Origin of the sequence: secondary endosymbiont of Trabutina mannipara (assembly GCF_900090215.1) — a bacterium.
Lineage (GTDB): Bacteria > Pseudomonadota > Gammaproteobacteria > Enterobacterales > Enterobacteriaceae > Mikella.
This window is the reverse complement of record NZ_LT594522.1, coordinates 69159-88955: the sequence shown is the minus strand read 5'-3', so window position 1 is coordinate 88955 and position 19797 is coordinate 69159. Positions and strand designations below refer to the sequence as shown.

The 19797-nt window shown below is 34.1% G+C and carries 20 protein-coding genes and 2 tRNA genes; 5 read left to right on the top strand and 17 right to left on the bottom strand.

The features are described from left to right. Positions 1-39 precede the first annotated feature (39 nt). The 5 genes from rpsF to ribH form a co-directional block, all read right to left on the bottom strand. A complete protein-coding gene (rpsF, locus tag TREMTM_RS00440; protein WP_083172315.1) occupies positions 40-432 on the bottom strand; it encodes a 30S ribosomal protein S6 in 393 nt (130 codons plus the stop codon). 864 nt (positions 433-1296) lie between these two features. Further along, complete coding sequence (gene aroQ / locus TREMTM_RS00435; protein WP_083172636.1) at positions 1297-1752, bottom strand: type II 3-dehydroquinate dehydratase; 456 nt, start codon at positions 1750-1752, stop codon at positions 1297-1299. A 385-nt stretch (positions 1753-2137) separates the two neighbouring features. Continuing rightward, positions 2138-3622 carry a tRNA uracil 4-sulfurtransferase ThiI gene (gene thiI / locus TREMTM_RS00430; protein ID WP_083172314.1) on the bottom strand — a complete coding sequence of 495 codons (1485 nt, stop codon included), beginning with the start codon at positions 3620-3622 and terminating at the stop codon, positions 2138-2140. A gap of 152 nt (positions 3623-3774) precedes the next feature. Beyond that, entirely contained in the window at positions 3775-4194 is a 420-nt protein-coding gene (gene nusB / locus TREMTM_RS00425; RefSeq protein WP_083172312.1) for a transcription antitermination factor NusB, read from the bottom strand. A gap of 13 nt (positions 4195-4207) precedes the next feature. After that, positions 4208-4678 carry a 6,7-dimethyl-8-ribityllumazine synthase gene (gene ribH / locus TREMTM_RS00420; RefSeq protein WP_083172310.1) on the bottom strand — a complete coding sequence of 157 codons (471 nt, stop codon included), beginning with the start codon at positions 4676-4678 and terminating at the stop codon, positions 4208-4210. A gap of 346 nt (positions 4679-5024) precedes the next feature. Here ribH and TREMTM_RS00415 point away from each other — a divergent pair, with 346 nt between their 5' ends. Next, positions 5025-5627: a peroxiredoxin C gene (locus tag TREMTM_RS00415; protein ID WP_083172308.1), complete on the top strand. Its 603-nt coding sequence runs from the start codon at positions 5025-5027 to the stop codon at positions 5625-5627. Positions 5628-5830: 203 nt separating this feature from the next. After that, positions 5831-6526, top strand: a complete 696-nt coding sequence (gene endA / locus TREMTM_RS00410) for a deoxyribonuclease I (protein ID WP_083172306.1) — start codon at positions 5831-5833, stop codon at positions 6524-6526. A 106-nt stretch (positions 6527-6632) separates the two neighbouring features. On the opposite strand, the gene mutM is transcribed toward endA, so the two are convergent. From mutM to aspS, 7 genes are all read right to left on the bottom strand, one after another. Further along, the gene (gene mutM, locus TREMTM_RS00405; protein ID WP_083172304.1) at positions 6633-7442 is read right to left on the bottom strand and encodes a bifunctional DNA-formamidopyrimidine glycosylase/DNA-(apurinic or apyrimidinic site) lyase; all 810 of its coding nucleotides are present in this window, start codon (positions 7440-7442) and stop codon (positions 6633-6635) included. A gap of 91 nt (positions 7443-7533) precedes the next feature. Further along, on the bottom strand, positions 7534-7701 hold the full coding sequence (gene rpmG / locus TREMTM_RS00400) for a 50S ribosomal protein L33 (protein WP_083172303.1): 168 nt from the start codon (positions 7699-7701) through the stop codon (positions 7534-7536). Positions 7702-7711: 10 nt separating this feature from the next. Then, on the bottom strand, positions 7712-7939 hold the full coding sequence (gene rpmB / locus TREMTM_RS00395) for a 50S ribosomal protein L28 (protein ID WP_083172301.1): 228 nt from the start codon (positions 7937-7939) through the stop codon (positions 7712-7714). A 268-nt stretch (positions 7940-8207) separates the two neighbouring features. Then, a complete protein-coding gene (gene ruvB / locus TREMTM_RS00390) occupies positions 8208-9212 on the bottom strand; it encodes a Holliday junction branch migration DNA helicase RuvB (RefSeq protein WP_083172300.1) in 1005 nt (334 codons plus the stop codon). Between the two features lie 8 nt (positions 9213-9220). Then, positions 9221-9820: a Holliday junction branch migration protein RuvA gene (gene ruvA, locus TREMTM_RS00385; protein ID WP_083172298.1), complete on the bottom strand. Its 600-nt coding sequence runs from the start codon at positions 9818-9820 to the stop codon at positions 9221-9223. Positions 9821-9872: 52 nt separating this feature from the next. Continuing rightward, on the bottom strand, positions 9873-10358 hold the full coding sequence (gene ruvC, locus TREMTM_RS00380; protein ID WP_083172297.1) for a crossover junction endodeoxyribonuclease RuvC: 486 nt from the start codon (positions 10356-10358) through the stop codon (positions 9873-9875). A gap of 526 nt (positions 10359-10884) precedes the next feature. After that, positions 10885-12597 carry an aspartate--tRNA ligase gene (gene aspS, locus TREMTM_RS00375; RefSeq protein WP_083172295.1) on the bottom strand — a complete coding sequence of 571 codons (1713 nt, stop codon included), beginning with the start codon at positions 12595-12597 and terminating at the stop codon, positions 10885-10887. Between the two features lie 243 nt (positions 12598-12840). On the opposite strand from aspS, the gene argS reads away from it, so the two are divergent. Continuing rightward, complete coding sequence (gene argS / locus TREMTM_RS00370; protein ID WP_083172634.1) at positions 12841-14571, top strand: arginine--tRNA ligase; 1731 nt, start codon at positions 12841-12843, stop codon at positions 14569-14571. 60 nt (positions 14572-14631) lie between these two features. On the opposite strand, the gene TREMTM_RS00365 is transcribed toward argS, so the two are convergent. The 5 genes from TREMTM_RS00365 to TREMTM_RS00345 all read right to left on the bottom strand — a co-directional run bounded on the left by TREMTM_RS00365 (position 14632) and on the right by TREMTM_RS00345 (position 17582). Continuing rightward, positions 14632-14704 (bottom strand) — tRNA-Arg (locus tag TREMTM_RS00365). Between the two features lie 10 nt (positions 14705-14714). Next, positions 14715-14790: transfer RNA gene (locus tag TREMTM_RS00360), tRNA-Asn, on the bottom strand. 94 nt (positions 14791-14884) lie between these two features. After that, positions 14885-15970, bottom strand: a complete 1086-nt coding sequence (gene ychF / locus TREMTM_RS00355) for a redox-regulated ATPase YchF (RefSeq protein ID WP_083172632.1) — start codon at positions 15968-15970, stop codon at positions 14885-14887. Positions 15971-16040: 70 nt separating this feature from the next. After that, complete coding sequence (pth, locus tag TREMTM_RS00350; protein WP_083172293.1) at positions 16041-16583, bottom strand: aminoacyl-tRNA hydrolase; 543 nt, start codon at positions 16581-16583, stop codon at positions 16041-16043. A gap of 54 nt (positions 16584-16637) precedes the next feature. After that, positions 16638-17582 (bottom strand): ribose-phosphate pyrophosphokinase, encoded by a 945-nt coding sequence (locus TREMTM_RS00345; RefSeq protein ID WP_156763245.1) that lies wholly within the window; start codon positions 17580-17582, stop codon positions 16638-16640. A 243-nt stretch (positions 17583-17825) separates the two neighbouring features. On the opposite strand from TREMTM_RS00345, the gene prfA reads away from it, so the two are divergent. Both prfA and prmC read left to right on the top strand, forming a co-directional pair. After that, positions 17826-18905 (top strand): peptide chain release factor 1, encoded by a 1080-nt coding sequence (gene prfA, locus TREMTM_RS00340; RefSeq protein ID WP_083172292.1) that lies wholly within the window; start codon positions 17826-17828, stop codon positions 18903-18905. Then, a complete protein-coding gene (gene prmC, locus TREMTM_RS00335) occupies positions 18902-19741 on the top strand; it encodes a peptide chain release factor N(5)-glutamine methyltransferase (RefSeq protein ID WP_083172290.1) in 840 nt (279 codons plus the stop codon). Before prfA ends, prmC begins: the two co-directional genes overlap by 4 nt. The last annotated feature ends 56 nt before the right edge of the window (positions 19742-19797 follow it).

Genomic DNA, 19797 nt, shown 5'->3' with positions numbered 1-19797 from the left:
TAGAGCATTAAAATGTTCACATTTATCATAAATATATCACTATTCATAATCTAAAGTATCAGAGTTTTCATTAGATTCAGAATTTAAATTTTCACTACGATCGCGGTATTCATCTTTAGCTTTAAACATCGGAGATACTTCAGTTACCGGTTGCTTAACACGCATAATTATACTACGTATAACTACGTCATTAAAGTTAAAAGCTGTTTCTAGTTTATCAATTACTTTCTGCGGCGCTTCTACATTTAAAAGAACATAGTAGGCTTTATGTAGTTTATTAATAGGGTAAGCTAACTGACGGCGTCCCCAGTCTTCTATACGATGGATATGGCCTTCAGCACTTGTAATAATAGAGCTATAGCGTTCTATCATATTGGCAACCTGTTCACTATGGTCAGGATGAATCATAAAAATTACTTCGTAATGACGCATAAAATTGCTCCTTACGGATTATTATTTAGTTTCCTATCATCATTGCAAAAATAAAATCATAGAAAAAGTAATAAAAATTTAGCAATCTAAAAATTAAAATAAGCGCAAATTGTACTTATACTGACGACTAAATACAAGAAAAATTAGGGTTGTTTTCATTAATTTTTCTAATGAAAGAGATATTTTAAGAACAATTATTACAATAATTTATCAGTTCATACTGTAAATTTTTTACGCTTTAATCCCCATTATAGATGTACGTTTTTTAGATTATATTGCATTCCCTCTTGGGATAGGCTGTTTTAACTCTGCTAACAATCTTTCATAAATGTAATTTTCAACTTGAATATTTAGTTGAAATAAATATTTCCTTAATGCTTTTTTACAGAAACAAATTTTTTTGTATTATAGTTAGTACTTTAACTATGTAAGACTTTAACTATGTAAGTAGTACCGGTAGTAGTACGCGAAAATTAACTTCAAAACATCATAAATAGCTATTTTTGCAGTAATTTACTTGTGCCTTCTTATACAAGATCAAAAAAAGGTTTTAATGATTAATTTTATTTAGTAGTAATAGCTTATTTTATAGTAAAAAATTAAATTAATAAGCTATGTAAGTTTGTTTTTCATACAATTGCTAATTTTAAAAAATTAATATAAAGTATACAAGGATTACCATCCAGGATATTTTAGTTTTGGTAATATATTCTGCCCAGTACACTGGGCAGAAAGTTTTTTTAATATTCAAGACAATAGGCAGCATCGGTGCTTATTCAACTAATTTTTTAGGTTAGCCATCACGTTACGTAAAATATGTTACCCAGACAATATGCAAGCATTGTACGCAGACTATTTGGCATATTAATTTGATGTTGTAGACAAACGCTTGATTGCTGTCTGTAAAGCAAAATGATAACCATCAGCGCCGAGTCCGCATATTACGCCAACAGCAATATCTGAAAAATAAGAATGATAACGAAAAGGTTCCCGTGCATGCACATTTGAGAGATGAATCTCAATAAATGGGATATTTACTGCTAACAACGCATCTCGTATAGCGATGCTAGTATGGGTAAATGCTGCAGGGTTTATTACGATAAAATCAGTATTACCTCTAGCATGATGGATGTAGTCAATTATTGCATGCTCCGCATTAGACTGAAAATGGCTTATTTCTGCCCCTAAACTGCTAGCTAAAGTACTTAAATCAGAGATTATATCAGTAATATTGATATTACCATACTTATTTGGCTCTCGAATACCAAGTAAATTTAGGTTCGGCCCATTGAGAAAAAGAATATGGAACTTATTTGTTATTATGCATTGATCTTCCTTCATATTACCTCTTAATATCTGTTTGTATCATATAATTTTTTTCAAAAATGTAACAAATTAACGCAAATGATTTCTACTAGATCTCTATAAAGAGTTTATCTTTACTAATTTTAACAAGCGTATGTGCTTTAAATTCAATAAAATTGAAATAAAAGCATTAGCAGCATTTTTAAAAAAAATTATTTGTGATTACTTTCTTTATTTTATTACAGCGTAGAAGGTAAAATTTATTGATAACAATACCTTTACTTGAAGAAGTACCGCATTTGAAGAAGTACCGCATTTCAATTTAGCTACAAATATTTGTTAATTAAATATTTAATTAACATATAAAAAATGCTATTACTTTCTATTAAAGTAGTTTTTTTTAAAGTAGTTTTTTTTTATTTTTTTTATTGATTGGACAATAAATTTTAACGTTATGAAAACCTTGCTCATATAAATAAATTGCTTGAAGACGACTCATAAATCCACTACTACAATAGAGTAAGTATGATTTACTCTGATCTAGTTTACAAAATTGACTGTGTAGTTTATAGAACGGTATTTTATGTACCTCAATATTATTTAGAGTCAATGGGCTTACTTCTTGTTCATCCAATAAACGAATATCCAACACAATATCTTCTTTACCTAATTCAGCGATAGTTTCAATTTCTTTGAAATTGGGTACAGTGTTCTTATTATCAAGTATATCTCTGATATTTAGCACCTGCGCCTTAGTTAACGCAGTATTCAGTATTTCTAAATTAAATTTATCTTCTTCTTGTTCTATATATTTTTTTACAGCCCGCACTGTTGGATTTTTAGAAAAAACACCACAATATTCAGGCATTTTTTTAGCATATTCTTCAGTACCAATATGTCTCGCTATTTTTATAATATGTTCTTTATCATGAGATATTAAAGGACGTAATATAAGAATATTAGAAACATTATCTATCAAGCGCATGTTAGTTAGAGTTTGGCTAGAAACCTGTCCCAGAGATTCTCCCATTACCAGTGCTTGAATACCGTATCGTTCCGCGATAGTTGATGCTGTGCGTACCATCATACGTTTTAGCACTATACCCATTTGGGTACAATTTACCTTCATCAGAATTTCATTCAATATCGGTGCAAAATCTATAGATATGAAGCGTACTTCATGTGAAAATCCGAAACGATACCATAAATGATAAGCTGCTTGACGTACGCCTATTTCATGCGTATTTCCTCCAATATTAAAAAAGCAATAATTTACCCTGCAACCACGGCGCATCATCATATAGCTTGAAACAGCAGAATCGAATCCTCCAGAAATAAGCGATAGCACATTTTCTTGAGTTCCTATAGGAAAACCTCCGATTCCTTCAAAACGTTCATATATAAAAATGAGTCGATTGTTATCGATTTCCAGTAGTATCTTTTTATCTGGTTTTTTTAAGTTAACTTCAGTGTTATTAATATTTTTACTTAAACCACTGCCGATGTAGCGTTCTACATCCTGAGATGTAAAATATTGAGTACCTCGCCGTTTAACACGCACGCAAAAGCTTTTACCAATAAGTAGATTACGATACCTTATCAAAGTTTGTAAATAAATATCATGCATATCTTTCCAAGTGCTTTCTTCTACAATTTCAACGTGATGAATACCTGGAATACTAGTCAATACACTAGTAAACTGTGTGCTGCGTTTTTCATCTTTTATGCATACTTTTATACGATCCCAATAACGAACTACCGCTACAGATTCATAGTAATTTTTAAGAATATTGCGGATATTCCCTGTAAGTATTTTTATAAAAAGCAACCTCACAGATTTACTTTTTATCATTATTTCAGGAAATATTTTAATAATAAACTTCATAAACCACCGCTTTCTACAATAGATAGAGTATCTAAAAATAGTAGCTTGCTATAAATTTTAATTTTACGATTAACAACAAACATATATACTTATAATAAGTTATAGGTGTATGTATTAGAAACTACATATCATATTTATTTTTTCTGAAAATATTAATTTTTATTTAGACGAATTTTAGGAGCAACTTTGTCAAGTACACCATTAATAAACTTATGACTATTTTCTGCACCGAAAGTTTTAGCTAGCTCGATAGCTTCATTAATAGCTACCCTATACGGTACATCTTGACATTTAATTAATTCAAATATTGCAATTCTTAATACAGCACGCTCGATGTTGCTGATTTCTTTCAAATTACGTAAAAGATAGGGAGCCATAATATTATCTATCTCTTTGGCATTCGTTGCCGTACCAGCATATATTTTTCTAAAATATGCAATCCCTCTATATGAGGTATTCCACTCAGTTAAAAATTGTTTTTCAATATCTAAAATACTGTTATGCGATACTTGCCAAGAATAAAGCGCCTGTACAGCACATTCTCGAGCACGGCGACGAAATGTTGATTTCATTAAAATGACCTTTTTATTGCGCTTTAATAGCTTGCAATACGTTAATCATTTCAAGCGCAGTGATTGCTGCTTCTGCGCCCTTATTGCCAGCTTTAGTGCCTGCACGCTCAATAGCCTGCTCAATACTATCAGTAGTTAGTACTCCAAATGATACTGGTATAGTAGTACGTGCAGCAACAGCTGCTATACCAGAGCTACATTCGCTTGCAATGAATTCAAAATGATTTGTACAACCACGGATAACTGTACCTAATGCTATAATAGCGTCATATTTTTTTACAGACAGGGCGCTAACTGCTAATGGCAGTTCGTATGCTCCTGGCACCCAAATAACAGTAATATTGTCATTATGAACCTGGCCAATTCTTTTTAATGCATCTACAGCCCCCAAAAGTAGGCTTTCATTTATGAAATGGTTAAATCGTGCAATTGCGATGGCGATACGTGCATTAGGGGCTGTAATAATACCTTCAATAATTTTCATATTTAGTTACCAGAATAAATATTCTAATATTATCCTCTATTTTAGGCAGTTGTTATGTTTTATTTTAATTTTTAACTGCAACAAATTAAACTAACGATAATGATAAAAAATATTAAACATAAAAAAATAGCTGCTGTTACAAATATTTACAAGTAAAAAAGCACCAATAACCATAACTGAGGTCTGTATTTCCTACCATAGGACAATTGATGATAGCAATCATATGAATATCTTCTAATGAAGTAATGAAGACACTAACATAATATGAGGTATTTTACTTTATTTTTTATAAAATGTAGTTATAATAAATGTAAATGCTATTAAAATAGCTTAATTAGGATAAAAAATGATATTAGTTACTCGTCAAGCTCCAGATTTTACAGCATCTGCTGTACTTGGTAATGGTAAAATAGTTACCAATTTTAATTTAAAATCTCAAATAAAAGGTAAAACTGCGGTTCTTTTCTTTTGGCCGATGGATTTTACATTCGTATGCCCATCTGAATTAATTGCGTTTGATAAACGCTACGTAGATTTCAAGAAGCGAGAAGTAGAAATTATAGGCGTTTCTTTTGACTCTGAGTTTGTACACAACGCTTGGCGTAAACTTTCTATCGATAAAGGAGGCATTGGACCAGTCCAGTATCCGATGGTTGCAGACATAAAAAGAGAAATTATCAAATCTTATAATATTGAACATCCTGATATTGGTATAGCGTTGCGGGGTTCTTTTTTAATCGATAAAAACGGTATTATCCGTCATCAGGTCGTAAATGACCTACCGCTAGGTCGCAATATTGACGAAATGATACGGATGGTTGACGCCCTGCATTTCAATGCAGAACACGGCCAAGTATGTCCGGCACAGTGGAAAAAAGGCCAAGAAGGAATGATACCTTCACCTGAAGGTGTTTCTGCATATTTGTATAAAAACTTGAATAAGTTGTAATATGCATAACTTTTATAAAAAAATTTAATTTTTTATTTTTTATAGCTTCATGTTATTTGTACTGGATATGGATCGCTTCTTATACTGTTGCAAATATTTACCTTATACTTTATGTATTTGCGATGATAGCTGATACGTTAATTGGGATCATAATTGAAAATAGCTAATAAAATATCTGGAATACTTTTAAAAATAATTATGCTATCTGCAGCCTTGTTATTTATTTTTTTTACACCACGGATAAGGTCTATAATATAGAAAATTTTAATCAAGCAAAATCAGTAGCATTAAAAATTAACCGCGACGCTCCTGGTACCTTTTATTGTGGTTGTCCTATTACCTGGTATGGAAAAAAAGGTACTCCAGATCTATCAACCTGCGGTTATCAAGTGCGTAAAAGTAAGCTACTAGCTAAACGTATTGAATGGGAACATGTTATGCCAGCATGGGAATTTGGACATCAGCGTCAATGCTGGAAAAAAGGTGGTCGCAAAAATTGCGCTAAAGATTTTGCTTACCGAAAAATAGAAAACGACCTGCATAACCTTCAGCCCGTAATTGGTGAAGTTAACAAAGATCGCGGAAACTATCAGTATAGTCAATGGTACAGTGGAAAAAGCCAATACGGACGTTGCCAAATGAAAATTGATTTCAAAAACAAGCAAATAGACCCTCCTACTAGAGTCCGCGGTGTTATCGCAAGAACTTATTTTTATATGCGGGATCATTATAAACTACGTCTTTCACGAGCACAAACTAAGTTATTTGAACTTTGGAATCATACTTATCCAGTAACAGAGTGGGAATGCAAGCGCAATAAGCGTATTGCAGCGATTCAGGGTAACCCTAATCCTTATATTCAGCTAGCTTGCAACAGCAAAATTAAAAACTTAAATTAAGCGGCTTGCTATCATTGCAGCAAGCTCATCAGCAGGTACCGTACCTAAAGCATTTGTTATTATGTATTGGTTTTTGATCCTTAAAACAAGCTTACTATACTATGAGCTAGTGTTGACATTTAGGACAGAAAAAAGTACTACGTTGCTTGTGCTTAACTATTTGTATCAAAGTACCGCATAACCTGCATTTTTTATTTTTTCTTCCGTAAACATGCAATTCATGTATAAAGTTACCAGGATTACCGTTAGACTGTAAAAAATTTCGTAATGTAGTGCCTCCTTTATGAATTGAACGTAGTAGTACTTTCTTAATACTCTGAACTAATGTTTCTGCATCTTTTTCACTTAACGAACTAGCTGCACGCCCTGGTAAAATACCTGCAATAAATAAAGATTCGCTAGCATAAATATTGCCTATACCAGCAACAATTTTATTATCTGTTAGCAATGTTTTTATAGGAGTACGTTTATTACGCAATTTTTCGTAAAGCCAGCGGTTATTAAAATTATCACTTAGGGGTTCTGGACCTATATGATCTAGCAAACTACTTTTTTGTATATTATCACTCCATAGCCAGGCACCAAATCGCCGCGGATCAGTATAACGTATCATAAACCCATTATTAAGGATAAGATCAATATGATCATGCTTATTAGGAAACTGAGGGTAAAGCATCACTCTCAAACATCCAGACATGCCAAGATGAATAATAATCCAGCCTTCATTTAGCTCTAATAGAAGATATTTTGCCCTTCTTTGCACGCTAAGAACCTGCTTCTTCTTTAGTAAAAGAATCTCTTTATCTACTGGCCAACGCAATCTTGCATTATGAACTTCCACTCTTATAATAGTATGTCCAGATAACCAAGGTTCTATTCCCAGGCGACAGGTTTCTACTTCAGGTAGTTCAGGCATTTAATACTTCCTTTAATTAAAGATTAAAATAGCAGTTAGATAAACTACTATAAAAATAAAAAAACCTGGAATGTGCCAGGTTTTGGTGAAGTTATTTAATTTTTGCTTCTTTATAAAGAACATGCTTGCGTACTACAGGATCAAATTTTTTGAATTCTATTTTTTCAGATTTATTACGTTTATTCTTCGTAGTGGTATAGAAGTGACCAGTACCAGCAGAAGAAACTAATTTAATCTTTTCACAAACACTCTTTGCCATGATTTATTTTTTACCTTAGAATATTATTTTCAGCCAAAACTTTTTCGATACCTTTCTTATCTATTATACGTATACCTTTAGTAGATACACGTAATGTAATAAATATTTTTTTACTATCAACCCAAAAACGGTGATAGTGCAGGTTAGGAAAAAAACGTCGCTTGGTTGCATTCATTGCATGGGAGCGGTTATTGCCGTTCATCGTAATTTTGCCCGTAACCTGGCATACTCGTGACATTTATCCTCTCCATAATAGTTAATTATAAATATTATATTTATGATAATTATCATATTTTATTGTATCATGCATCAATTTTTTTTACAGTACCAGCTACTAACTAAATCGCTAGCTAGATTGAGAACCTATACCAATTAAAATTATTATGTTTTTATTTGAATTGCTGGTATTTTTAGATGATACATAAACTTACTATAATTACTATAATAATTTACTAACAAAATGTGCTTGCCTACCTCTGCTACGAAAAACTTAACGTTGATCATTTTTACTTGTCATATCCCTTCTTAAAATGACGATAAGCGTGAACGGTAGCAATCCTTCCGCGCGGTGTTCGCTGTATAAAACCCTGTTGAATTAAAAATGGCTCAAGTACGTCTTCTATAGTTTCACGATCTTCACCGATAGCTGCAGCCAAATTATCCAAACCCACGGGTCCACCAATAAATTTATCGATAACAGCCATTATAAGCTTTCGATCCATTAAATCGAACCCGTGAGGATCAACATTTAGCATATTTAGAGCATTCATCGCTACATCATCAGTAATGCAACCTACAGTAAGTACTTCAGCGAAATCACGTACCCGGCGCAGCAGCCGGTTAGCTATACGCGGGGTACCACGAGATCGTCGAGCTATTTCCAGTGCACCTTTTTCGGTAATATTTAACTTCATACAGTTGGCGCTGCGATTTACTATATGCTGCAAATCTCTTATCTGATAAAATTCTAATCGTTGCACGATACCAAATCGATCACGCAGCGGCGACGTAAGTAATCCAGCTCTAGTAGTAGCTCCTACTAAAGTAAACGGTGGTAAATTTACTTTTATAGAGCGGGCTGCTGGTCCCTCTCCTATCATAATATCTAGTTTATAGTCTTCCATTGCCGGATATAGTATTTCCTCAATTACTGGTGAAAGTCTATGGATTTCATCAATAAATAAAACATCATTAATCTCAAGATTAGTCAACATAGCTGCTAAATCACCAGCTTTTTCAAGTACTGGACCTGAAGTTATTCGCAAATTTACTTCTAGCTCATTAGCAACAATATTTGCCAACGTAGTTTTTCCCAGCCCAGGAGGACCCCAAATAAGAACATGATCAAGTGCCTCGCCGCGCCTTTTGGCTGCCTGGATAAATATATTCATTTGCTCACAAACTTGTTGCTGGCCAATATATTCTTCTAGTTTTTTAGGACGTATAGCGTGATCGATCACTTCTTCTCCAGTTACAGCTACACCAGAAATTATTCGATCGTTATCTATCATTTTATACCTCACAGCGCTGAGCGCAGTGCATTACGAATAATCATTTCACAATCTGCGTCGTCACTTGCTACTTTACCTACCATCAAGCTTGCTTCATGCGGTTTATAACCTAGTGACACAAGAGCAGCAATTGCTTCACTCTCAGTATTTTTATTATCTTCATTAAGGATGCTTATGCTAGTAGATAGCAATCGCTCACCTGATAAATTTTTCAATCTATCTTTTATTTCTACTACTAATCTTTCTGCAGTTTTTTTACCTACTCCTGGTAATTTTACTAATGCATTAATTTCACGTCTTTCTACAGCGCTGACAAACTGCTGTGCTGACATTCCAGATAAAATAGCTAAAGCTAGCTTTGGCCCCACACCGTTTACTTTAATTAGTTCTCGAAATAATACACGTTCATGCTTATATATAAAACCAAATATCATCTGTGAATTTTCACGCATAACTAAATGTGTGAAGAGAATTGCTTCCTGACCAATTTTAGGTAAAGCATAAAAACATGTCATTGGCAATTGTACTTCATAACCTATTCCATTAGTTTCCAACATAACTTGTGGTGGCTGTTTTTCCAAAATAATGCCTCTGAGACGTCCAATCATCTCAATTATCCTTTAAATTATTATAATGATGCGCTTATTAGCTATACCGTAGTCATCTACTATAATGATTCTGGCTAAAGTAGCAATGAGTAATAGCGATTGCTAAAGCATCTGCAGAGTCTGCCTGTATATTATTATACGATAGATTCAATAGACTACGTACCATATGTTGTACCTGAATTTTATCTGCGGAACCTATTCCAACTACAGTCTGTTTAACCTGACGAGCTGTGTATTCAAATATAGGTAAATCTAGGTTGATTGCAGCTACTATTACTACACCACGTGCATGACCAAGCTTTAGTGCCGAATCAGCATTTTTTGCTATAAATACCTGCTCAACTGCTATGCAATTAGGCTGAAATTGAGTTATAATTTTACTTATTCCTGCATATATAAGCTTTAAACGACCTGGAAAATATTTTACGTTTGTTTGAATACAACCACTTCCTAAATAATTAAGTTTATGCCCATTATTACTCACAATGCCATAGCCGGTAATACGCGAACCAGGGTCAATTCCTAAAATCACAGTCATATCTCTATTGCCTAAATAAAATTGTAATACCTCACTATCATCGTTGTGGTTGTACTTTTTGTACCTCGTCAAAATATTCCTTATTCAGCATAATTCAGCATATTGAATAAGTTAGGAGCTTTCTAAAATAGAATGAATAAAAGAAACCTCAGAAGGTTTCGGTATCCCAACCTGCAGTTACTAGCGCATCTGTTACTTTTCCAAAGTATGAAAATTACCGTAACTAAAATTATGACTTTTATTAAGTAAAATATATTACTACTTTTTTAGTAAAAAAATACGATACAGAACCTTCTTTCTTAAAAGAAGAACGTACAACTAAGGATAGTATTTTCCATTTTAGTATCATAATTTGCTACTCAACTTACTAAGTTATCGCGTATCATAGTTATTCATGGTTATTAGTAAGGTTATTCATGGTTAGTTACTGCAAAAAATGTTAATTTTAACTAATCTAGAGCTAGATGCAAAATTAATGAATAGCCCCATAAAAAATAATTTTCTTATATTTTAAGCATTGCTAAAGCTAAAAGCTAGGTGCTTCAGTCATTAAATCTGCTGCCGTGGTAGTTTTTGGGAACGCGATAACATCACGTATATTATCCGTACCAGTCAAAAGCATTACCAATCGATCAAGACCGAAAGCTAAACCAGCATGCGGTGGTGTCCCATATTTTAATGCATCTAGTAGAAAGCCGAATTTCTCATATTGCTCATGTTCACCAATACCTAAAATTGTAAATACGTTTTTTTGCATAGCGATACTATGGATCCTAACGGAACCTCCGCCGACCTCGTAACCGTTAATGACCAGGTCATAAGCATCAGCTATAGCTTCTTTGGGACATGCATTAAGAGTATTAATATCAATATTTTTGGGTGCCGTGAACGGATGATGCATAGCGGTCAACTTACCGTTTGCATCTTCTTTAAACATAGGAAAATCAACGATCCACACCGGAGCCCATCTAGCAGTATCTATAAGCTGCAAATCTATACCTAATTTTATACGTAGAGCACCAAGAGAATTGGTTACTACATTTAGATTATCAGCGCTTAAAAAAATAATATCGCCATCATTTGCACCTGTACGTGCGATTATCTGCTTAATTACCTGTTGTTCTAATAATTTTACTAATGGGCTTCTTACTACCACACTATCATTGCAATAGATTAATTTAATCCATACCAGCGATTTTGCGCCATAATATGATTGAATATATCTATTGTATTCTTCAATCTGTTTGCTGCTTAACTGTGCTCCTCCTGGGACGCGCAACGCTGTAACTCGGCACTTACGGTCATTAGCAGGAATTGAAAATATATTTAACTTAGTATCCTTAACTAAATCAGCCACGTCTACTAGTTCCATTGGATTACGGAGGTCAGGCTTATCAGAACCAAAGCGACGCATAGCCTCGGCATAGGTCATCTGCGGAAAAACAAAAAGATCTATACCTGTAATATTTAGCCATAAATCACGTATTAACTGTTCCATTATTTCTCGCACCTGTGTTGCGGTCATAAAAGACATTTCTACATCTATCTGAGTAAATTCAGACTGACGATCAGCACGCAGATCTTCGTCGCGAAAACATTTTACAATCTGATAGTAGCGATCGAATCCTGATATCATCAGCAATTGTTTAAATAACTGTGGTGATTGCGGCAAAGCATAAAATTTTCCTTTATGTAACCTGCTAGGCACCAAATAATCACGAGCTCCTTCTGGAGTAGCTTTAGTTAGCATAGGTGTTTCAATATCAATAAAACCTTGTTTTTCCATGAAGCGACGTACAAAACTAGATATACGCGATCTTGTTTTTAGGCGCTGTGCCATAATATGGCGGCGTAAATCAAGATAGCGGAATTTAAGACGCTGTTCTTCACTATTATTTTGATTGTTGTCTATTGGTAGATACTCAGAACGATTAAGAATTTTAAATTCTGTAGCCATTATTTCAATTGCGCCTGTTGCCAGATCATTATTAACTTGGTTTTTAGGTCTTGATCGCACAATACCGGTAATCTGTAAACAGAATTCATTTCTTATTTCAGCAGCTAGAGCAAAAGTATCTTGCAGATCAGGATTAAAAAAAACCTGCACTAAACCTTCTAGGTCACGTAGATCGATAAAAATTAACCCCCCAAGATCGCGTCTACGATTTACCCAACCACATAATGTTACTTTTTGACTAACATGTGACATATTCAACTGTCCGCAATATATAGTACGCATTTTAATATACCCTTTAATTTAAAATTAACTTTAACAGTAAATTATCGTTATTGGTACTGTATTTATTATGCTTATTGATAATTAGTTTTAGTTATTAACTAAAGATACCCGATAAAAAGCTACTTAATATTAATAACTAAAAAATAAATATTTTTTAGGTAAGTATGTGTGGTTCCTATATAATAGGTATAAAGTTTATAAAATAACATTAAGACTTACCGACAATGCAACAGAGGTATTATGGTGAACATCCAATTATTTCTTTCAGAAAAAATTAAACAAGCGCTAGTAGATGCAGGTGTCCATTCAGAATGCAAAGCTAAAGTGCAACAATCTACAAAAAAAAAATTTGGAAATTATCAATTTAATGGCGTAATGGAGATTGCTAAAAGACTAGGATTACCGTCTATAAAACTAGCTCTTAAAGTAGTAGATTTACTTGCTTTAGATGGTATTGCTTGCAAAATTGAAATAGCAGGTCCAGGTTTTATCAATATATTTCTTGAACCGCACTGGTTGGAAGATAACCTTATTGCTGCTATTTCATCGCCTCGTTTAGGTATTTCAAGATCTGAACCTCAGACTATTGTAGTAGATTATTCAGCGCCAAATGTTGCTAAAGAAATGCATGTTGGCCACATGCGTTCAACAATTATAGGTGATGTTTCAGTGCGCACTCTAACCTTTTTAGGACATAATGTTATCAGGGCTAACCATATCGGTGATTGGGGAACTCAGTTCGGAATGCTAATTGCCTATTTAGAAAATATAAAAGATAACTGTGACATAAAACTATTGAATTTAGAAAATTTTTATCGCGCAGCAAAGCTGCAATATGACAAAGATCCTATTTTCGCCAAGCGAGCACGAGAATATGTAGTTAAGCTACAGGTTGGTGACGAGTATTACCTGCAGATGTGGCGAAAAATTGTTGATATTACTATTATACAAAACCAAAAAATATATGATCTACTCAACGTTACATTAACAAGTGCCGATATCATGGGTGAGAGCATGTACAATAAAATGTTGCCCAATATTGTAGAAGATCTGCAAAAAAAAGGTCTAGCAGTAGAAAGTGAAGGCTCCATTATAGTATTTCTTAATGAATTTAAAAACAAGAAAGGAAACCCTATGGGAGTGATTCTAAAAAAAAAGGATGGTGCTTACCTATATACAACCAATGATATTGCATGCGCTAAATATCGTTATGAAAAACTAAAAGCAGATCGAATTATATACTACATTGATTCACGCCAACATCAGCATTTAATGCAGGCCTGGACAATCGTGCGCAAGGCTGGTTACGTGCCTGAATCAATCCCTATAGAACACCATATGTTCGGCATGATGTTAGGTAAAGATGGTAAACCTTTTAAAACCCGTGATGGAGGAACAGTAAAACTTACGAAACTACTGTCAGAAGCAATATTACGCGCCAGAAGTATAATTCTAGCTAAAAATCCTGATATTAATACTGAATATCTGGATCGATTATCGCGAGTATTAGGCATCGGTGCAGTAAAATATGCTGATTTATCCAAAAACAGAATTACAGATTACGTTTTTGACTGGGATAAGATGCTAACTTTTGAAGGAAATACTGCACCTTACATGCAATACGCTTACACTCGCATCGTTTCGATATTTAAACGTAGCGGCCAGGATGAACAACAAATTCAGCTTAACGGTAATTTTAAGCTAAAATCAGAACAAGAAATTCAGTTAGCAGTTCGTATTCTACAGTTAAAAGAAACAATTCTTATCGTAGCTAAAGAGGGCACTCCCCACGTATTATGCGCCTATCTTTATAATCTATCAGTGCTCTTTTCAGCCTTCTATGAAACATGTCCCATTCTTAATGCAGAAAACGAAACGTTACGCCAAAGTCGTCTTAAGTTGGCATTGATTACAGCACGTACTATAAAACAAGGGTTAGAATTGTTAGGTATAGAAACAGTAGAAATAATGTAGTTGGTAAAAATTAACGCAACAAGGTTAAAGTTATATTACAGCTGAGAACAATATTAAGGACGTCTCCGACAGGAATCGAACCTGTAACTAGCCCTTAGGAGGGGCTCATTATTATCCATTTAACTACAGAGACAACTTTAAACTGGCTCCCCTGACTGGACTCGAACCAGTGACATACGGATTAACAGTCCGCCGTTCTACCAACTGAACTACAGGGGAATATTTTATAAATAATAAATTCTATGATCATGAATGTCAAAATTTTTTATAATACTGAAAATAATTCAGACAAAAATTAAATAATTGCTGTATATTAAATATTAAATAAAAAATTTAATACATCGCCATCCATAACTATATATTCTTTTCCTTCAAAACGAATTTTTCCAGCTTTTTTAGCTCCTTGCTCCCCTTTATAGGTAATAAAATCATCAAAAGAAATAGTTTTGACACGAATAAATCCTTTTTTAAAATCAGTATGAATTTTACCAGATGCTTGCAATGCAGTAGTTCCGACAGGAATGGTCCAAGCACGTAATTCTTTTACACCTGCGGTAAAATAAGTTTGCAGATTCAATAAGTTATAACCAGCGCGAATAATACGGTTTAATCCCGGCTCTTCAATACCCAAATCAGCTAAAAATTGATTTTTTTTTTTAATTTTTGAGATATAGGATTCCACTACTGCACATACCGCAATTACTATCGATCTTTCAGAAGAGGCAATCTCGCACAACTTACTTAAGTAAACATTATCATTACAATCATTTTCACTAACGTTAGCAATATACATTATTGGTTTTATTGTTAAAAATTTAATATAGCGGATAGCTCTTTTCTCGTCTCTAGAAAAATTTAGCATTCGCAACATGCCACCCTCTTTAAGGTGGGGTAAACATTTTTCTAATACCAACAATTCTATCCTGGCGTTTTTATCGCCAATTTGAACCCTTTTTTGCACTTGTTGAATAGTTTTTGTACACAAATCTAGATCAAATAAGGCAAGTTCCGTATTTATGATATCTATGTCTTTTACTGGATCAACTTGTCCTGTCATATGAATAATATTGTCGCTTTCAAAACAGCGCACTACATGGGCAATAGCTTCTGTTTTACGAATATTGGATAAAAACTTATTACCTAGACCTTCACCTTTTGATGCACCTTTTAATAGTCCAGCGATATCTATAAATTCAATTTTAGGAAAAACGACACGTTGTGGTTTTACAATATCGGCTAACTGATATATCCTAGGATCAGGTATTGGCACTATTCCAATATTAGGCTCAATAGTACAAAATGGAAAATTTGCAGCTGCAACGCTTGCATTAGTTAGCGCATTAAATAAAGTAGATTTACCTACATTAGGTAATCCTATAATACCGCATTTAACACTCATAATTTTACCTTCTATATTATTAGAATATAATTGCATTTTACTGGTAGCGTTACTAGGTAATATTCAATATTTATGGTATTTTATTGATAATAATATCCGTACATCGAACAGCTTCGTCGATAGCACTATTAATTAATTTTTGTTCTTCTGTTGGCGGCTTATTAAGAACAAAATATACTACTTCATTTTTATTACCTGGATGGCCGATACCAATGCGTAGTCGATAAAATTGATTCCCCCCAAGATGGGCGATAATATCTTTCAATCCGTTATGACCGTTATGACCGCCATTAATCTTAATTTTAACATTGCCTGGCAACATATTTAATTCATCGTGAGCTACTAAAATCTCCTCTGGAGAAATATGATAAAAATTAGCTATTGCTGCTACCGCTTTTCCGCTCAAATTCATAAAAGTATTGGGTATTAGAAGATAGATATTGTTGCCTAATATAGGTATCTTGCAGGTATATCCATAAAATTTACTATTCTCTTTTAAAGTTTGAAGGTAGCGATTAGCAAGTAATTTTATATAAAAAGATCCGTAATTGTGGCGCGTAGCTACGTATTTAGTGCCAGGATTAGCTAGCCCTACGATTAATTTAATTTTCATTTAATTACCTTTTTTATTAAAAATCAGCAGCGTACCTGGTATTTGTAGACTATTTTAGGTAAACATTGCAGAAATTGATTCTTCGTTGCTAAGACGGCGAATAGCTTCTGCTAGCATCCCAGACAATGTCAGTGTACGTACGTTGGGCAGTGCTTTAATTGCTGGATTTAGCGGAATAGTGTCACAAACACTAACTGTTTCTATTAACGAATTCTTAATATTTTCATAAGCATTTCCTGAAAATATTGGATGCGTAGCGTATGCAAAAACCCTTTTAGCGCCCTGTTCTTTCAAAACTTCTGCAGCTTTACACAAAGTACCTCCAGTGTCGATCATATCATCTACTAACACACAATCACGTCCTTTTACATTGCCGATGATATGCATAACCTGTGAAAAATTAGCGCGAGAACGGTACTTGTCTACAATTGCCATATCGGCATTATTAAGAACCTTAGATATTGATCGAGCACGCATAACTCCTCCAATATCTGGAGATACAATCATCGGATTTTCTAAATTATGCTGCAACATATCTTCGATCAAGATGGTGCTTCCAAACAAGTTGTCTAACGGCATATTAAAAAAACCATGAATTTGTTCAGCATGTAGATCTACAGTCAATACACGATCAACATTAATAATTGATAAAAAATCAGCTACTACTTTTGCTGTAATTGGAACCCGTGCTGAGCGTACGCGTCGATCCTGACGCGCATATCCAAAATAAGGAATAACTGTAGTGATACGTCCAGCAGAAGCCCTGCGAAGTGCATCAACCATAATTACTAATTCCATAAAATTATCGTTTGTAGGTGCACAAGTAGATTGTATAATAAAAATATCGTCACCACGTACATTTTCATTAATTTGCACGTTAATTTCTCCGTCAGTGAATCTACCAACGGTGGCATTGCCGAGACTTGTATCTAAAATATTAGCAATACGTTCTGCTAGTTCCGTAGTTGCATTTCCAGAAAAAAGTTTTATATTGGGCACCATAAAAACCTCTTAAATAAATTTAAGATGAAAAATGCTAAATTTATGTATCTTTATCTTTTTTAAGATTCGAGCTATATAATATAATAATCTATCAAGATAGATAACAAATCTATCAAGATAGATAACAATATAACAATAAAAACGTTACGTTACTGCAAATATGTAGTAACCGTAATTACGCACTTTATCATAATTTTATGAAAACTATATTTTTAAAATTGTAAAAAGTAGATCACTAGCATGAAGTCATCCATAATAGCTAAATTAGAGGCGTTACAAGAACGTAGAAAAAAAGTAGAAGCGCTACTTAGCGATCCCAATATAATTTCAGATCAGGTGCGTTTTCGTGTATTATCGAAGGAGTACGCACAATTTTTAGATGTTACTAGCTGTTTTGGGCGTTGGAAAAAAGTTAAAGAGAATATTAATATAGCTGAACGCTTACTAAATGATCCAGAAATGCATGATATAGCTCATGAGGAGCTGCAAGAGGCTATTTTAAATAAAAAAAAATTGGAACAGCAGTTACAAATTTTACTTTTGCCTAAAGATCCAGACGATGAAAGAGGATGCTTCATAGAGATACGTGCCGGCACAGGAGGCGATGAAGCAGCACTATTCGTAGGCGAATTGTTCCGTATGTACAGCCGTTTTGCAGAAAATAGAAAATGGAATATAGATATTGTTAGCATTAGCGATGCTGATCATGGAGGCTATAAAGAAATTATTGCTAAGATTTCTAATAAAGGTGCTTACGGTATATTAAAATTTGAATCTGGCGGTCATCGCGTACAACGTATACCAGAAACTGAATCTCAAGGACGTATCCACACATCTGTGTGTACCGTAGTGGTGATGCCTGAAGTACCAGAAAAAGAACTACCTAAAATAAACGATGTTGATCTGCGTATCGATACTTTTCGATCTTCTGGAGCAGGAGGTCAGCATGTTAATACGACAGAATCGGCTATTCGCATTACTCATATCCCTACAGGATTAGTTGTAGAATGCCAAGACGAACGCTCCCAACATAAGAATAAAGCTAAAGCATTAGCGGTACTAGGAGCTCGGTTGCGCGCTATTGAAGTTAATCGTAGGCAGCAGGATAAATCATCTACGCGCAGAAAATTACTGGGATGCGGTGATCGATACGATCGTATCCGCACCTACAATTTTTCGCAAAGAAGAGTAACTGATCACCGTATATATCTGACGCTGTATAGGCTTGAAGAAATAATTGGAGGTAAATTGGATATACTAATCCAACCTATAATGCAGGAATATCAAGCTGATCAGCTAATAGCGTTGTCTGAACAATGAACTGGCAACAATGGTTAACTCAGGCTAAAAAACGTTTGCTTATATCCGAAAGTCCTAGCGCTAAACGTGATGCTGAAATTTTACTGTCTCAAGTTACTGGAGCCAATCGCACTAAAATACTAGCATTTGGAGAAACTTTGTTGACAGATGCACAAAATAAAAAGCTGAATTTATTATTGGAACGACGGGAACGGGGAGAACCTATTGCATATCTGACGGGAGAACGTGAATTTTGGTCATTAAAACTTAGAGTAACAACTGATACTTTAATTCCACGCGCTGATACGGAATGTCTAGTACAGTGCACATTAGATATAATGTCGCCTATTTGTGGCGCTAAGGTACTAGATTTAGGTACAGGAAGCGGAGCTATTGCTTTAGCTATCGCTTTTGAGCGACCTGCATGGTATATAACCGGCGTTGATCGCATTCCTAGTGCTGTCTCTATAGCTCAAGAGAACGCTAAAATTCTGGGGATAAATAATGTACACTTTCAAGAAAGTTACTGGTTTCAATCAGTGAATATACACAATTATAATATTGTGGTTAGTAATCCTCCTTATATTTATAAAAACGATCCTTATCTTACACAAGGAGACGTAAGATTTGAACCAAAATCATCGCTAGTTTCCGGTAAAAATGGTTTCCAAGATTTAGAAATCATTTGTAGAGAGTCAATAAAACATTTGATACCTGGAGGTTGGTTGATTTTAGAACACGGATGGCGTCAAGGGGCATACGTCAGAACTTTGCTTGCAAATTTCGGATTTAGTAGAATAGTAACTATCCGCGATTATGGTGATAATGATCGTGTTAGTAAGGGACAAAAATTATAAAAAAGTAAGGTCACAATCTGAATATCAAAATTTTAATTTAAAATTTTGATATATTT

What these genes read in the sequence shown, in the direction of transcription:
- ychF (WP_083172632.1), bottom strand. Translation starts at nt 15,970, where the DNA reads ATGAGTGTTAAATGCGGTATTATAGGATTACCTAATGTAGGTAAATCT.
- rpsF (WP_083172315.1), bottom strand. Translation starts at nt 432, where the DNA reads ATGCGTCATTACGAAGTAATTTTTATGATTCATCCTGACCATAGTGAA.
- ruvA (WP_083172298.1), bottom strand. Translation starts at nt 9,820, where the DNA reads ATGATTGGACGTCTCAGAGGCATTATTTTGGAAAAACAGCCACCACAA.
- ruvC (WP_083172297.1), bottom strand. Translation starts at nt 10,358, where the DNA reads ATGACTGTGATTTTAGGAATTGACCCTGGTTCGCGTATTACCGGCTAT.
- rpmB (WP_083172301.1), bottom strand. Translation starts at nt 7,939, where the DNA reads ATGTCACGAGTATGCCAGGTTACGGGCAAAATTACGATGAACGGCAAT.
- mutM (WP_083172304.1), bottom strand. Translation starts at nt 7,442, where the DNA reads ATGCCTGAACTACCTGAAGTAGAAACCTGTCGCCTGGGAATAGAACCT.
- TREMTM_RS00415 (WP_083172308.1), top strand. Translation starts at nt 5,025, where the DNA reads ATGATATTAGTTACTCGTCAAGCTCCAGATTTTACAGCATCTGCTGTA.
- ruvB (WP_083172300.1), bottom strand. Translation starts at nt 9,212, where the DNA reads ATGATAGATAACGATCGAATAATTTCTGGTGTAGCTGTAACTGGAGAA.
- rpmG (WP_083172303.1), bottom strand. Translation starts at nt 7,701, where the DNA reads ATGGCAAAGAGTGTTTGTGAAAAGATTAAATTAGTTTCTTCTGCTGGT.
- ribH (WP_083172310.1), bottom strand. Translation starts at nt 4,678, where the DNA reads ATGAAAATTATTGAAGGTATTATTACAGCCCCTAATGCACGTATCGCC.
- prfA (WP_083172292.1), top strand. Translation starts at nt 17,826, where the DNA reads ATGAAGTCATCCATAATAGCTAAATTAGAGGCGTTACAAGAACGTAGA.
- thiI (WP_083172314.1), bottom strand. Translation starts at nt 3,622, where the DNA reads ATGAAGTTTATTATTAAAATATTTCCTGAAATAATGATAAAAAGTAAA.
- nusB (WP_083172312.1), bottom strand. Translation starts at nt 4,194, where the DNA reads ATGAAATCAACATTTCGTCGCCGTGCTCGAGAATGTGCTGTACAGGCG.
- pth (WP_083172293.1), bottom strand. Translation starts at nt 16,583, where the DNA reads ATGAAAATTAAATTAATCGTAGGGCTAGCTAATCCTGGCACTAAATAC.
- prmC (WP_083172290.1), top strand. Translation starts at nt 18,902, where the DNA reads ATGAACTGGCAACAATGGTTAACTCAGGCTAAAAAACGTTTGCTTATA.
- aspS (WP_083172295.1), bottom strand. Translation starts at nt 12,597, where the DNA reads ATGCGTACTATATATTGCGGACAGTTGAATATGTCACATGTTAGTCAA.